The sequence below is a fragment of the Burkholderia sp. PU8-34 genome (assembly GCF_053427725.1).
The window spans coordinates 612,076-625,330 of sequence record NZ_JBSAXC010000003.1; the positions used below are offsets into that span (position 1 = coordinate 612,076).

The following is a 13,255-nucleotide window of genomic DNA, read 5'->3' on the forward strand; positions in this document are numbered from 1 at the left end:
GGACTCCGGTTGGGGCGGGGCGGTGCGTGCAGATCAGATCGCGTCGAGCGGGATCTTCAGGTAGCGCACGCCGTTGTCTTCGGGTTCGGGCAGGTGGCCGGCGCGCATGTTGACCTGCACCGACGGCAGCATCAGCACCGGCATGTCGAGCGTCGCGTCGCGCGCGGCGCGCATCGCGACGAAATCGTCTTCGGTCACGCCATCGCGCACGTGGACGTTCGCGCGCCGCTGGTCGGCGACGGTGCTCGTGTACTGCAGCGCGCGGCCGCCGGGCTGGTAGTCATGGCACAGGTACAGCCGCGTGTCGGGCGGCAGGCTCAGCACGCGCGCGATCGACTGGTACAGCGCACGCGCGTCGCCGCCAGGAAAGTCGCAGCGCGCGGTGCCGTAGTCGGGCATGAACAGCGTGTCGCCGACGAATGCCGCGCGTTCGGCGCCGGCGTCGACGCAGTAGGTGACGCACGCCGGCGTATGGCCGGGCGTATGCATCGCGCGGATCGACAGCGCGCCGACCGCGAGCACGTCGCCGTCGTCGAGCAGCCGGTCGAACTGGCTGCCGTCGGGCGTGAATGCGGGACCGGCGTTGAACAGCCGGCCGAACACGTGCTGCACGCGCCGCACCTGCGCGCCGATCGCGATTTCGCCGCCGACATGCGCCTTCAGGTACGGCGCCGCCGACAGGTGATCGGCATGCACGTGCGTCTCCAGCAGCCAGCGGACCGTCGCGCCGAGTTCGGCCACGCGCGCGATCAGCCGGTCGGCGCTCGCCGTATGGGTGCGGCCCGACTTCGGGTCGTAGTCGAGCACGCTGTCGATCAGCGCGCATTCGCGGCTCGTCGTATCGAGCAGGAGATAACTGATGGTGCTGGTCGCCGGGTCGAAGAAGCCTTCGACCGACATCACGGACGCGTTGCTCACGGGAAACTCCTCGTTCTGGTTCTGCAATTGGCGTCCTCTTGTACAAAAAGCATGCCAGGTCGAAGCGATGCACGTGAAAAGCGCCAGTCCCTTGATTTATATCGTATTTTTGTCGACGGAAGCACAATGTGCCGCGCCACGCCCGAGCCGGCAGCGCATATGCACTGCCAGATATGGCAGTGGCATGGCAGAATTGGCAGTTATCGCAATCGCCGCTATGCCGCCCCCCCGCTCATGAGCCAGCACGACATCATTCCGATCGTTCCCGACGAACCGCGCGGCGCCGCGCCCGATGTGAGCGCGCTCGTCGCCTATCTCGAGCAGGACCCGCAGCCGATGATCGTCGTCGATCCGGACTACCAGATCCTCGCGGCGAACGGCGCCTACCGGCGCCAGTTCGGCGTCGCGGGCGTCGAGCATGTGGGCCGCCATTGCTACCGCGTGTCGCATCACTACGACGTGCCGTGCGACCAGGCGGGCGAGCATTGCCCGATGAAGCAGGCGCGCGAATCGCGCAGCCTGAACCGCGTGCTGCACATTCATCACACGCCGCGCGGCCCCGAGCACGTCGACGTCGAACTGCGCCCGATCTTCGACGTGGCGGGGCGCGTGATCGCGTATGTCGAGCGGCTGACGACGGTGCGCAGCGCGTCCGCGCAGCCGAGCGCCGAAGGGCTCGTCGGCGGCTCGGATGCGTTCAACGCGGCGCTCGGCGCGCTGCAGCGCGTTGCGCCGTCGACGCTGCCGGTGCTGCTGCTCGGCGAGTCGGGCACCGGCAAGGAACTGTTCGCGCGGGCGCTGCACGAGGCGAGCGCGCGCGCGATGGGGCCGTTCGTCGTTGTCGATTGCTCGGGGATCGCCGAGACGCTGTTCGAAAGCGAACTGTTCGGCTACGAGAAGGGTGCGTTTACCGGCGCGGCGGCGCGCAAGCCGGGGCTCGTCGAGACGGCGCAGGGCGGCACGCTCTTTCTCGACGAGATCGGCGACGTGCCGCTGCCGATGCAGGTGAAGCTGCTGCGGCTGATCGAATCGGGCACGTTCCGGCGCGTCGGCGGCGTCGAGGCGCTGCGCGCAGATTTCCGGCTCGTCGCGGCGACCCACAAGCCGCTGCGCGAGATGATCGACGACGGGCGCTTCCGGCAGGATCTCTACTACCGGATCAGCGCGTTTCCGATTCACCTGCCGGCGCTGCGCGAGCGGCGCGGCGACATCGCGCTGCTCGCCACGTCGATCCTGCAACGGATCGCGAACGCGCGCGCCGGCGCGGGCGATGCGCGCACGGCGCGGTTCGTGCTGACCGATGCCGCACGCGCGCGTCTCGACGCGTATGCATGGCCGGGCAACATCCGCGAGCTGCGCAACGTGCTCGAGCGCGCGTGCCTGTTCGCGGACGACGGGACGATACGCGTCGAGCACCTGCCGCCCGAGCTGATCGCCGCGCCCGCGATGCCGCAGGACGGCGCGGGCGGCCCGAGTGCGCTGACCGATGCCGAACTCGTGCGGATCGCGAGCGGGTTCACGGGGACGCGCAAGGCGCTGGCCGAACGCGTCGGGATCAGCGAGCGCACGTTGTACCGGCGGCTGCGCGCGCTCGGGATTGCGACGCGGGATGCGTGAGGGCGTGTGCCGGGCCGCGGTTCGGCGAGCCGCCGCGGAGCGACGCGGGCTGACGCATCGCGCCGGCGCACGGTGCCCGGCATGACGGGCGCCCTGGCGGCACACGTCGCTCATGTGCCACCCGGGCGCACACTGGTCAACGCTGCGGTTTCAACTGCGCCATCGCCTCGCGCATGAACCCGAGCAGCGCGTCGTCGGCCCACGAGTCCTTCATCAACGCGGGCTCGTTCTGCATCGCGTGGCGGAATTTCGCGTGCGTCGCAGGATCGTCGCCCGCATAGCTGCGAAACAGGTCGAGCCAGCGTTGCGCGAGCGCCCGGCCTTCCGGCGAGTCGGGCCGCGTGCCCGCATCGATCGCGTCGCGCGCGTCGGCCATCAGCTGCGGCCATTCGATCGCGCGTTCGCCGTAGTGCGCGCGCATGAAGCGGATCTCGTCCGGCGCCAGGTACTGCTCGAAGATCTGCATCTTCGTTTCGGCAGAGGCGCGCAGCACGTAGTCGCGCAACGCCGTCGAAATACCGATCTGCGCCTGCATCGACGGCTCGCGCTCGTGCATCAGGTTCAGTTTCGCGAGCAGCCGCGGGTCGCCGTTCGTGTCGCGCATGAGCAGCGCCATCCAGCGCTCGGCGAGCGCGCGGGCGCGGGCGTCCTCGGGGGCGACGCCGGCATCCTTCAGCGCGCGCACTTCGTCGACGAGCGCGATCCATTCCGCATCGCCTGTCTGGCTCTTGCGGTACATCGGCATGCGCGCGAGTTCTTCCTCGGAAAAATATTTGTCGTACATGGTCATCAACTCCAGCGTGGTGAGCCAATCGGCCAGTTCCGGCTGCCCGCCGCCGGCGAGCTGCGCGTGCAGGTGCACGAGCCGCTCGCGCAGCCGCGCGGCCTGCTCGATTTCGCGATCGAGCATCGCGATCTGCTTCGCGACGATCTCGACGAGCGGGGTGCCGGGCTGGTTCAGGTAAGCGCCGATCTCGGCGAGCGGCAGGCCGAAGCGACGCAATGCCTGGATCTGGTGGAGCCGGGCGATGTCGTCGCGGTCGTACAGCCGGTAGCCGTTGTCGGCGCGCGCCGAAGGTGTCAGCAGACCGATCGCGTGATAGTGGTGCAGCGTGCGGACGGTCAGTCCATGGGGTAGTCTTTGAAAATCAAAGACATACGTCGTAATTTGTTCCGCAATTCACGGAAATTTTCCGCTCGCAAAGCCGCATCAGACCGTTGTCCGGATAGCTTTTGCGGAATAGTTAGCGGGTCGGTTTGACCTTGTCTCCCCGGCGTTGCCGGACGTACTTCTCGGTCATTACGATCGATGCGTGACCGAGTTGCTGCTGAGCCTTGCGAATGTCTCCGGCGGCTTCCGTCTTGTCAGTTCCGGCCTTCGCACGCAGGTCGCGGAACTGGAACAGGTCTTTGTCGATGCCAGCCTTCTCGCGGGCCTTGTCGAAGCGCGTACGAAGTGCGTGTGTCCGCAGCGGCTGCCCTCTCTCATTGACGACGAGGGACGTGCTGACGACCTTGTAGCCGCGTTTTCTAGCGCGGATGCGCTCGATTAACTGCGCGAGCTCGCCCTCGATCACGATCCGCAGCTTCTTCTTCGTCTTGCCCTGCCGGATTTCGATCTCACCGCTGGCGTTGATATGCCGCTCGTCGAAGCGGAGCGTGTCGGCGGGACGCTGACCGGTCAGATAGGCCAGATCCATCGCGTCTCGGGTCGGCTGATCAGCCGCCTGATACACCGCGCGATACAGGTCGTCCTCGATGTATACATCGCGTCCTTCCTCACTATTTCGCTTCACGCCGAGGCATGGGTTAGGAGCCTTCGTGAGGCCGTTCTCGCGGGCATAGTTGAAGATGTGCGAGAACAGGGCGATCTCCCGATTGGCGCGCACGTGCCCAGCATCCTGAGGCGCCGGCCGCTTCTTCGACTCGTACCATGCTCGCGCCTTCTGCGCGCGCCAGCGGAAATAGCCTCGGATGGCGGTCGGTTCGATGTCGGGCAGTGGCGCGCCAGTGAAGTATTCACGCAAGAATGCGAGCTCCTTCACATTGTCGCTGCGCGTGCGTGGGGCTTTCTTCGGGAGGATCTCTGCGACGTACTGGTTCGCGGCCTCGTCGAATGTCACGATGCCGCCTGGTGGCAGTTTCTCTTGCTCGAGCTCAGCCCATTTCTGGACGGCGACGACGTAATCTGAGCCGAGTGGAATCTCCTTTCGAGGCTTACCGCCGGCGTCATAGTAGTAGTAGGTTTTCTTGCCGCGGACGCGGGGCCGCATGCGTGGCGGCATATTCGTATGAACTGTTGGTTTGCGTCCCATGGCTTAGCCTACGAGCGCGAGGGTTGGGGGTTGCCACTTTGGCCGTGGCGATTCTACCGCAGGCGCGACGCCGGCTCGGCCCTCGATGGCAATGCGCGCGACGATTGGGCGGCCGCGGGCGTTCATCCAGAATGGCAGCCCCGAAGATCGCAGCCATTCGGCTTGCAACTGCTCGCGTGTCTTTCCGCGACGCCCAGTGCGGATGCCAGTCAATTCTGCCACTTCCTCAACCGAAAGGAAGGTATCGCTCATTCCAATCTCCAATTTTTCCGCGTCACTTCCAATATCCGTTGTGCTGCTTCCTGCAATCTCGATCTCCGGATAGGCCGTCATGCGGATGCGAGCGGGTGCTCGCGCGGGACCTTGAATCCGGCTGCCTTCGCGTGACCGCCGCCGCCGTACTGCTTGGCGATGTCGGAGACATCGATCCCGTCATCGGCTGATCGTAGACTGAAGGTGCGGCCTTCTTCGGTATCCCAGTAGCACGCCGCGAATAGCTCGCCTTGAGCCATCAGATGGCCGGCATCGCTCGACATGGTGTAGGGCAGATTGGCGACCGGAACGTCATGGCCACCGATTACCATGCGCCGCTTGCAGACCCGGACGAGTTCGGCGACGTCTTTGTGGTGTTTCCGCTCGATTGCCGCACCGGCTGCAGTCATCTTGACGAGCTCGGCCTGGTCGGCGCTCATCAGGCGATCCCACAGCTCGAAGGTGTATTCGTGCGAGAACATGAACGCCTGAATCTCACGGGTTCCCGGCAGCTTGAAGCGCCAGAGGTCGCGGTCCTCGACGTGGCCGAGCAGAAGGGGGCGATCTTCCTCGGGAAAGAGGAAGTCCCATGCAAGCGTTGCTCCGCTGCGATTGAGGTCGGTGAACGTGAGCAGGCCGGGAAGTCCGTCCAGATCCTCGATGGCTGTCTTGTGGTGATCGATCAGGGTGACGCGCAGCGCGCTCGCGACCATCTCCTTTACGATCTCGCGTTTGTAGCTGAAGTCGACCAGATATACGATGCGGCCCGCTACGTCGGGCGGATCTTTCTGATACACACCGGCAACGTATTCCGCTTCGTCGCCGAATTTCTTCCAAAAGCACCACGCACCACTGAAGCCATCAGCGCAGTTGCCGTGGTAGATCACGAGCGGCTTCCCTGTCATCACATTTCCCCGTTGATTCGTTTGAACTCGACAACCCATACCCATGGATTCGCGTCCCAGCCGTAGCCGCGCGCGGCGTTGAGGCCGCCCCACAGGTGCGCGTAACCGTGCACTGCCGCCGGCAGTAGCTTATGGCGGGATGGCGAGCGACCGACTGCGGCCGCGCACATTGGGCCATCAATGCCTTCTGCGATCGCGTCGTCCTCGCTGATGTCCTGCAGGCGCTCGACGCGCACGCCGGTGATCTCGAGCGTGATGCGCGCCATCGAGCGCGGCATGTGGATGGCGGGGCGTTTGCGAAGCTCGTACGGTTCGATGTAGTCGGGATCGTCCGATTCGCCCCAGCCCCATGCGGCAGCGGCAGCGCCGTCGTCCGACTCAACGTAGACGGGGCCGATCCAGCCGTTCCGCTCGACGTCATAGGTCGTCTCGCGCACCCACAGGCGGTCGCCGGGCTGGCCGAACGGGCAATCGAAGCCGAATCCGTCCTTCATGATGTGTCGACCGTCATACTCGCCGGGGCGCTCAAATTGCAGATAGGCGCGGTCGCCGCGATTCGACATGTGCGAGTCGCGCGTAGGCCAGTACACCTTCGGCGCATAGCCTTCTCCGATCGCTGGCGGTTGACGCTTCAACACGCGCCGCGTCTGCGTCTTCCGGCCTTCAAGGATGGCGCGCACCATCGGGCCGCTGAATAGGATAGGGCGCTCTTTCATCGTGCCGTCTCCGCAAGACGCTGGAGGAAGATGCTTCCCTTGTAGTCGATGCCGCGCGTGTCACACATCCGTATGACCGAGAGCAGGAAAGCGTCGACGTTATTGCCCGCGCGCGACAGGGCGCGCAGCAGATCCATTTCAAATCCGCGGGCTTTTGGCATCTCGTATGTCGAGCCGCGCGAGCCCGGCTCGTATTCGACAGTAGCGACCATCGACATCCCGCGCGTCCGCAGCTTGTGTGTGATTTCGAGAAGAGCCGGCGCGATTTCTTCGTCGTAGAACTTTTCGTTATCGCTCACGTGGAACCTCCCGGGAATTCGTCATGAGTGCGGCCGTCGAGCAGGCGGCCAGCAGCCTTCTTGCCGAGCATGAAAATCGGCTTTCCGTAGCCGCCGTTTTGGCGAAAATCACCGTGTCCAATTATTCCGTCCGGCCACGCGGTCGTGCGGCCGCGAACTACTGCGTCGGGGTTGGCCATTTGCTCGTCGACGTCCATATGGCGCCATTCGCCATGCTGCTTGAATAGGAACGGCACGCGGGCGGCCTCGCATTGATCGCGCAGCGAGCGGGCCCAGTCCGGATGCATCGGTCGCGCGCCATGGCCGCTTTCGCCGCCGACGATCACCCAATCGATACGGCGCAACGGCAGATCGCGTCCGAGTCCATCCCATCGGGCGATGTCGTTTCGGCTTTCGAGGCGAAGATCCACCGGCCCGAGCAGCGGCTCCATCGACAGGAACCGTACGCGCGCTGGTATCTCGAGCAGCTTTGGAATGTCGCGGTCTGCCTCCGCCTGGTTGACGATCGTCGCGCCGAGCCAGACGTTCGGCCACGGCCAGCTGTTCTCGCTGCGCATGATGTCGCCCAACGTGTCGCGCAGCATCACCGACACGTTGCCGATTCGCTTCGTCAACAGCAGCCAGTCGAGGTTCGGCGTGCGCTCTATCAGTTCGAACAGCTCGGCGCGCCACGTCGGCGACACTGCCTTATCGAACACGTCGGCCAGCGACGCGCAGAACACGCGGCGGCGCGCGAGCGCCAGGTCGAATGACGCGCAACGGATTTCCGGGCACGCCGCGATCCCGTTGACGTTTGCCGGTCGATCGCCGCGCCATCCGCATTCACGGCACGCGAGAAAGGGGCGCGCGTTCCACGCGAGGGGCTTTCGCCAGTTCGCCGGAGACGTGAGGCGGCGCGGCGCGCCGGGCCCCCAGTTCATTGCGGTGCCGCCCGCGAAGCGAGCGTTGCGCGATTCGGCGTAGCAGTGGTCACAGCCCGGGCCGACCTTCTGGCAACCTTCCCACGGGTTGAAGGTGTGGTCACACCATTCGATCTTTGTGTTCTCGCTCATCGACGCACCATCATGCAGAGGTTGGCGTGGCGCCGGGTCTCGGCGGCATAGTCGTCGAGGTCACCCGTCATGACGACATACGTGCGAGGCGCCGCGGGAACGCCGACGTACTTCTCGGGCGCAGCGTTCGCGTTTTCGGTACCGGCGATCATGAAATTGCACTCGCGGGCCCGGAACGCGCGCATGCGCGACAGTGTGCCGGCAGCGACCATCTGCTCGAGCACGGGCCGCACGGTGGCTGCCGCGACGTTGAACTGTTTGGCGATGTCGTGCGGGGAATGGACGATACCTGGCCGCATGGCGGCGAGCAGCTCGTCGGCAGTGGGGATACGGGCGCTGCGACTCACTGGCTTTCTCCTGCGCGGACGGCGTCGATGGTCTTGTCCCATGCATCGCCGGTATCACCAAGCCAGTAGCCGCCGGGCAGCTCGTGTCCTTCCTGAATGTTGTCCCGCGCATAGCGATACCGCTCGGCGCAGAGCTTGTCGTCGTCCGTCGCCGCGGCGCAGGACTCCGGCGGCGCCGCTCCTGCTTGCGCTGCCATAGCCGAGCCATAGACCGTCACCGGCCCAATGCGATGCCATGCGGGCTCGCCGCGCGTGAAGGTGGCGTCTTCTGCGGTCGGTACGGCTGCATAGCGTCCATCATCGTGCTCGTACAGGAGTGCGACGCGCGGCTCCGGCTGGCCCGGATGGGCGGCGAGAAGGGCGCGGAGCGCGTCAGATTCGATCGGCGTAAGTAGATCGCACCCGGCGAGTAGATCGAGTGCCGCACGTTGATCGCCGGTCAGCACGTTGTTATTCGACATGGGCGTCTCCTTGGAGAAGAGCGCGGGCCGCTTCGTATTCGGGCGCACCCGGGCCGTATGCCTTGATCTTCTCGACGCGCCAGCAGGAGACGTCGGCGTGCTGGTCGACCCATTGCTTTATCGAGTCAGCGAGCGGCTTCATCTGCACTTCATCGAACGGCCCGACGGTGTCGGCCACTTCGCCGACCTGCTCGTAGACCTGTTCCTCAATACGCTCGACAACTTCCTCCGCGAGCGAGTCGAAGTAGATTTCGACGGGTTCGTTCTCGCCCACATACACCACACGGTCGTCTTCATTCCCGCTCAATGCCTCGACGATCGCATCGACGATCGAGTCGCATGGACCGCTCCAGCGCTCAGCATCGGCGACATTGGCGTAACTGTACTGCGTGGCCGGAGCGGCCGGCAGCGGCGAGTGCTTCGGCTTCGCGGCCTGCTTGGCGCGGATCTGTTCGACCTTAATCCAAACACGAGCCAGCTCGGTTTCGCCGGCCGCATGCATGTCGAGCTCGTTCGCGAGGCAGAGCGCGGCGAGCGTGACCATGACGCCACCGACTTCCTGCGCTGGCTCGCCGAGCGGGCGTCCGAACGTGTAGTCGACGAGCTGGTGCGCCTCGCTGGCCGTGCAGCCGCATGCCTGCACCAGTTCCAGCGCCTCCTCGAGGAACCGATGATTGCGCTCGGCGCGGTCGGCCGCGATCTCGGCGCCGAAGCATTCGAGCATCCATGGCTGCACGCGCGACTGGAACGCCGCAGGTTCTGCCGCCGTGGCGGTCGTGCCATCGAGCAGGATCGCACCTTCTTCCGGGTATTCGGTGCACCAGCAGTACAACCCGTTGCCGGCATGGCCTTCGCCGTACTGGATCGTCACCTCGCTTTCGAGCTGGTCGGCGTCACGATCGGGCGCGATGAGATCCAGTGCCTCAAGCAATTTCATGCCGGACAGGGTAAGCGATTCGCCGCTGCATGTGATCTCTGCGTCGCCAGGCGCTGCTGCGGGCCGCTCGACAGGCATGGGTGGCTGTTCGAGCGTCGAGATCGTCTCGCCGACGAGGTTGCGCAGCTCAACTTTCTCTTGCTCGGCCGTCGCGAGGGCGTTGCCGTGGTCGAACGGGCCGTCGATCAGCGACCAGGCGGACGCGTACACCTGCGCCTGTTCCATGATGGTGTCGGTCAGCGCGGCGGCGCGGGTATTTTCGTTGGTGGTCATGGTGTGATCCTCGGTGGTCAGGCTGCGACCTTGATTGCTTCGATGACGTCGCGTGCTACGAGGGGGCAGACGGCGTTGCCGAGCATGTGAACGGCGAGCCGGTGCTGCTGCGGCAGGATGTAGTCGCGGGGGAACGACATGGCGTCGCGGCACTCTTCTTTCGTGAGCATCCGCATCCGATCGCCGTCGATGACTGCATAGCGGTCGCGTGTCGTGATGGTGCCGATCGGGCGATTCAGCGACCGGCCGCCGGCCTCATTGCCGTAGTAGGCAGTCAGGAAGCGATCGCCATGCGCGCGCCGGCCGTTCGCGATGCGCTGCAGCGTCGCCGCGGCGCGGCCCGGCTTTTCGATCGCCGACCAGTTCCCAGCATTGAAGTCGATGATTTGCGCCGCCGGCACGTGCTGCCGTTCTGGCAGCCGCAACATGAGCGGCCGGGTGCTGCGACTCAGAACCAGAAACAGGCGCTCCCGGTGCTGCGGCACGCCGTGATTCGCTGCGTCGATTACGTGCGGCGCGACTTGGTATCCGAGCGCCTGAATCGCGAGGCGCCACGCCGGATAGAGTTGCCACTGGACGAACTCGGCTACGTTCTCGACGACCGCGAACGGCGGCCGGTGGAATTCGAGCGCCGACACAACCGCCCATGCCGTCGACCGGCTGGCGTCGTGCTGCGGATTGTTCGCAGCCTTTCCGCGCGCTCGGCTATGCCCTTGGCAGCACGGTGACGCGAGCAGGATGTCGTGCGCCGGAACTTGCGACCAGTCGGCCTGATGCAGATCCTGACTCACGTGTTTCGTGCCCGGATGGTTTGCCGCGTGGATCTCGACAGCGGCCGGCCAATGGTTTGCTGCCCACGCGACGTCAAGGCCGGCCATCTTTGCGCCGGTCGAGAATCCGCCGGCACCGGCAAAGAGATCGATCGCCTTCATTGAATCCTCGAAACAGGCAGTTTTCACTTGATGGAGACGTCGGGAACAATCGTCGAGGGCTTGAACACCACCTTGTAGTGGTATGTGCCGGCATCAGCCGCATCAAGCTGCTCGATGAAGTACGTCACGTTGTTCGATAGGCCGAGGAAGTGCTTCTTGAAACTGTTCGGGCCGGTCTTGCAGATGATCGCCAGCTTCGTATCCGTGCTGGAGTTGTCCTTCGAGCAAAGGCCCTCGATGGTGAGCATGTACTCGCCCGTGAACCCGTTGTAGAAAACGATGCGTCGATTGATCTGGAAGTTGTCGGCAGCCGTGGACAGGTTTTGCGAGGCGACGTCGGCATCGTTGCTGCAAGCGGTCAATGCAGACACGCAGCAAAAGGCCAAGGACCACAAAAAGCGCGGACGGTTCATGTTCATCACATCCTCAAATCAGAAGGTCTTTGTGAAATCGCGATCGACGGCTTTGTCGAGTGACCGCAGGAGGTTCGCGAGCCGAGCGCGGTCGTAATGGCTGGCCGATGCTTGGCGCATCAGGCCGAAATAGGAATTCGCGACCGGCATCAGATCGCTGCTCGGCGTCTCTGCGACGCGGCGATATGCCTCGTTGCGCGTGCGTTTCCGCGTTTCGCGGCGCCACGGCTTGATGACCTGGCCGACGAAGTCGACGCCGCGGTCGATCGGCTGCAGGATCGTCTTGCGCGGGTTGATCCGCACGCCGAGGCGTTCGGGCAGGAATGCCGTCACATCGGCGAGCATCTCGTTCAGGCGCGCCGGCGACTCATGCAGGAACACGAAATCGTCGACGTACCGGATGTAGTGGCGCGCGCCGAGAACGTGCTTCGCGCGCTGATCGAGCACGTCTAAGTAGATGTTCGCGAAGAACTGGCTCGACAGGTTGCCGATCGGCAGGCCGAGATGCTCGGCCTGTTCCATCAGGCGCTTGTGCGGCGGGACGAGCTGCATCATCGCCGGATCGCCGTGGTATTCGAAGTCGGCCCGTGGATCGTGCATCAGAACGCGCTCGGTCAGCGCGCGCCAGAATGGCTCTGAGATCTTCGCGAGCAGCAGATCGAGCAGGATCCGCTTGTCGATGCTGACGAAGAAGTTCGCGAGATCGCACTTCAGGTAGTACGCCGGCCGCGCCCAGTTCTGCGTGATCGAGCGCACCTTCGCCTCGAGGCGCTTCGCGGCATATAGCGTGCCGCGGCCCTTGATGCAGGCGCAGGAATCGGCAATGAACGAGCGCTCGAAGCGCGGGCCTATGCGGTTGTAAAGCAGGTGATGCACAATGCGGTCGCGAAAGGCAGCCGCCCAAACCTCGCGCGGCTTCGGTCGAGTGATGACAAAGCACTTCGAGCGGCCCGGCGCATAGCTGCCGTCGGCCAGCTCGTCGTACAGGCGGCGCAGGTTTCGCTCGAGACGAATCTCGAACGCAAGCGCCGCATTGCTGTTTCGCTTCGTTCGCCGGCAGTCGAGATATGCCTCGACCAGCTCGGCGAATGAAAATGGCCCTCGATCTGCGGACGGCTCGGGCCCGGAACTCGTTGTTCTGGTGGTTGTTGTTCTGGTTGCCATTGTTGAAGTTCTGATACCACGCCCAGCCGGAATATCGTGCTATCTATGTCGCCCGACCGATTGCTCAGCCGGGAAACTGCGCTGGACCTTTCCGCACACCGGCGGCCGGTATCCTCATTGCGCATGGCGGTGGCCTTGTGAGCCAGCGGCACGACCAGATTGATATATCGCTCAGCCGTGAAAGCCTTGACCTCCACGGAGCGGGCGATTGGATGCGGACTTCTTCCACGCAGTGGCCTGCTTGCCGATGCTGGTCGTCAATTCGACCGCGCGAGCGTAGGCGCCCTTGTCGACCTTGCGCTTGTTGAAGCCGAGCCGAAGCAAGAGGTTGATCACCTGCAGGCGCTCGATGAGCTCCGTGAGATGCGGTGACTTGTCGGCCGCGACGTTGGCGCGATAGACGAGCACGATGATCGCGATGCACTCGTCGTTGATCTTCTCGCCGACCGACCGCTTGAAGTTCCGTTGCATGTTCGTGACCACATCGGTCACGACGTCCAGAAGATCTTCGGCGGCACGGTAAATCGGCAGTTGGGTATGCAGGGCCACGGCGGATTAAATGATCAAATTACTGAAGGAATGAATCTGCGGACGGCTCGGGCCCGGAACTCGTAGTACTGGTGCGTGAGGTGCCCTGGTAGCCACCGTAGAAGT

The 13,255-nt window shown here is 64.5% G+C and carries 16 protein-coding genes; 1 reads left to right on the forward strand and 15 read right to left on the reverse strand.

Translation table 11 applies throughout. The annotated features are described in order from the left end of the window. Positions 1-33: 33 nt before the first annotated feature. Complete coding sequence (locus tag ACV22Z_RS11260) at positions 34-900, reverse strand: MBL fold metallo-hydrolase (RefSeq protein WP_448076398.1); 867 nt, start codon at positions 898-900, stop codon at positions 34-36. A gap of 252 nt (positions 901-1,152) precedes the next feature. Between ACV22Z_RS11260 and ACV22Z_RS11265 the strand changes: the two genes are divergently transcribed. Then, positions 1,153-2,535: a sigma-54 interaction domain-containing protein gene (locus tag ACV22Z_RS11265; RefSeq protein WP_448076358.1), complete on the forward strand. Its 1,383-nt coding sequence runs from the start codon at positions 1,153-1,155 to the stop codon at positions 2,533-2,535. A gap of 136 nt (positions 2,536-2,671) precedes the next feature. On the opposite strand, the gene ACV22Z_RS11270 is transcribed toward ACV22Z_RS11265, so the two are convergent. From ACV22Z_RS11270 to ACV22Z_RS11335, 14 genes are all read right to left on the reverse strand, one after another. After that, positions 2,672-3,703, reverse strand: a complete 1,032-nt coding sequence (locus ACV22Z_RS11270; RefSeq protein WP_448076399.1) for a MerR family transcriptional regulator — start codon at positions 3,701-3,703, stop codon at positions 2,672-2,674. Positions 3,704-3,779: 76 nt separating this feature from the next. Then, entirely contained in the window at positions 3,780-4,850 is a 1,071-nt protein-coding gene (locus ACV22Z_RS11275) for a tyrosine-type recombinase/integrase (RefSeq protein ID WP_448076359.1), read from the reverse strand. 3 nt (positions 4,851-4,853) lie between these two features. Then, positions 4,854-5,102 (reverse strand): DUF4224 domain-containing protein, encoded by a 249-nt coding sequence (locus ACV22Z_RS11280; protein WP_448076360.1) that lies wholly within the window; start codon positions 5,100-5,102, stop codon positions 4,854-4,856. 77 nt (positions 5,103-5,179) lie between these two features. Then, positions 5,180-6,007 (reverse strand): DHHA1 domain-containing protein, encoded by an 828-nt coding sequence (locus ACV22Z_RS11285; RefSeq protein WP_448076361.1) that lies wholly within the window; start codon positions 6,005-6,007, stop codon positions 5,180-5,182. Continuing rightward, positions 6,007-6,723 carry a hypothetical protein gene (locus ACV22Z_RS11290; protein ID WP_448076362.1) on the reverse strand — a complete coding sequence of 239 codons (717 nt, stop codon included), beginning with the start codon at positions 6,721-6,723 and terminating at the stop codon, positions 6,007-6,009. The genes ACV22Z_RS11285 and ACV22Z_RS11290 overlap by 1 nt, the downstream gene beginning before the upstream one ends. Continuing rightward, complete coding sequence (locus tag ACV22Z_RS11295) at positions 6,720-7,022, reverse strand: hypothetical protein (RefSeq protein ID WP_448076363.1); 303 nt, start codon at positions 7,020-7,022, stop codon at positions 6,720-6,722. Before ACV22Z_RS11295 ends, ACV22Z_RS11290 begins: the two co-directional genes overlap by 4 nt. Next, complete coding sequence (locus tag ACV22Z_RS11300; protein WP_448076364.1) at positions 7,019-8,074, reverse strand: phage Gp37/Gp68 family protein; 1,056 nt, start codon at positions 8,072-8,074, stop codon at positions 7,019-7,021. Before ACV22Z_RS11300 ends, ACV22Z_RS11295 begins: the two co-directional genes overlap by 4 nt. Continuing rightward, the gene (locus tag ACV22Z_RS11305; RefSeq protein ID WP_448076365.1) at positions 8,071-8,421 is read right to left on the reverse strand and encodes a hypothetical protein; all 351 of its coding nucleotides are present in this window, start codon (positions 8,419-8,421) and stop codon (positions 8,071-8,073) included. The genes ACV22Z_RS11300 and ACV22Z_RS11305 overlap by 4 nt, the downstream gene beginning before the upstream one ends. After that, positions 8,418-8,882: a hypothetical protein gene (locus ACV22Z_RS11310; protein ID WP_448076366.1), complete on the reverse strand. Its 465-nt coding sequence runs from the start codon at positions 8,880-8,882 to the stop codon at positions 8,418-8,420. The genes ACV22Z_RS11305 and ACV22Z_RS11310 overlap by 4 nt, the downstream gene beginning before the upstream one ends. Continuing rightward, positions 8,872-10,092 carry a hypothetical protein gene (locus ACV22Z_RS11315; protein ID WP_448076367.1) on the reverse strand — a complete coding sequence of 407 codons (1,221 nt, stop codon included), beginning with the start codon at positions 10,090-10,092 and terminating at the stop codon, positions 8,872-8,874. Before ACV22Z_RS11315 ends, ACV22Z_RS11310 begins: the two co-directional genes overlap by 11 nt. A 17-nt stretch (positions 10,093-10,109) precedes the next feature. Then, complete coding sequence (locus ACV22Z_RS11320; protein ID WP_448076368.1) at positions 10,110-11,024, reverse strand: DNA cytosine methyltransferase; 915 nt, start codon at positions 11,022-11,024, stop codon at positions 10,110-10,112. Between the two features lie 23 nt (positions 11,025-11,047). Beyond that, positions 11,048-11,443, reverse strand: a complete 396-nt coding sequence (locus ACV22Z_RS11325; RefSeq protein ID WP_448076369.1) for a beta-sandwich lipoprotein — start codon at positions 11,441-11,443, stop codon at positions 11,048-11,050. A gap of 12 nt (positions 11,444-11,455) precedes the next feature. Further along, positions 11,456-12,601: an RNA-directed DNA polymerase gene (locus ACV22Z_RS11330; RefSeq protein WP_448076370.1), complete on the reverse strand. Its 1,146-nt coding sequence runs from the start codon at positions 12,599-12,601 to the stop codon at positions 11,456-11,458. A 171-nt stretch (positions 12,602-12,772) separates the two neighbouring features. Further along, positions 12,773-13,150 (reverse strand): four helix bundle protein, encoded by a 378-nt coding sequence (locus ACV22Z_RS11335; protein ID WP_448076371.1) that lies wholly within the window; start codon positions 13,148-13,150, stop codon positions 12,773-12,775. Positions 13,151-13,255: the final 105 nt, after the last annotated feature.

What these genes read in the sequence shown, in the direction of transcription:
- ACV22Z_RS11260 (WP_448076398.1), bottom strand. Translation starts at nt 900, where the DNA reads ATGTCGGTCGAAGGCTTCTTCGACCCGGCGACCAGCACCATCAGTTAT.
- ACV22Z_RS11265 (WP_448076358.1), top strand. Translation starts at nt 1,153, where the DNA reads ATGAGCCAGCACGACATCATTCCGATCGTTCCCGACGAACCGCGCGGC.
- ACV22Z_RS11275 (WP_448076359.1), bottom strand. Translation starts at nt 4,850, where the DNA reads ATGGGACGCAAACCAACAGTTCATACGAATATGCCGCCACGCATGCGG.
- ACV22Z_RS11280 (WP_448076360.1), bottom strand. Translation starts at nt 5,102, where the DNA reads ATGAGCGATACCTTCCTTTCGGTTGAGGAAGTGGCAGAATTGACTGGC.
- ACV22Z_RS11285 (WP_448076361.1), bottom strand. Translation starts at nt 6,007, where the DNA reads ATGACAGGGAAGCCGCTCGTGATCTACCACGGCAACTGCGCTGATGGC.
- ACV22Z_RS11290 (WP_448076362.1), bottom strand. Translation starts at nt 6,723, where the DNA reads ATGAAAGAGCGCCCTATCCTATTCAGCGGCCCGATGGTGCGCGCCATC.
- ACV22Z_RS11300 (WP_448076364.1), bottom strand. Translation starts at nt 8,074, where the DNA reads ATGAGCGAGAACACAAAGATCGAATGGTGTGACCACACCTTCAACCCG.
- ACV22Z_RS11310 (WP_448076366.1), bottom strand. Translation starts at nt 8,882, where the DNA reads ATGTCGAATAACAACGTGCTGACCGGCGATCAACGTGCGGCACTCGAT.
- ACV22Z_RS11315 (WP_448076367.1), bottom strand. Translation starts at nt 10,092, where the DNA reads ATGACCACCAACGAAAATACCCGCGCCGCCGCGCTGACCGACACCATC.
- ACV22Z_RS11320 (WP_448076368.1), bottom strand. Translation starts at nt 11,024, where the DNA reads ATGAAGGCGATCGATCTCTTTGCCGGTGCCGGCGGATTCTCGACCGGC.
- ACV22Z_RS11325 (WP_448076369.1), bottom strand. Translation starts at nt 11,443, where the DNA reads ATGAACATGAACCGTCCGCGCTTTTTGTGGTCCTTGGCCTTTTGCTGC.
- ACV22Z_RS11330 (WP_448076370.1), bottom strand. Translation starts at nt 12,601, where the DNA reads ATGGCAACCAGAACAACAACCACCAGAACAACGAGTTCCGGGCCCGAG.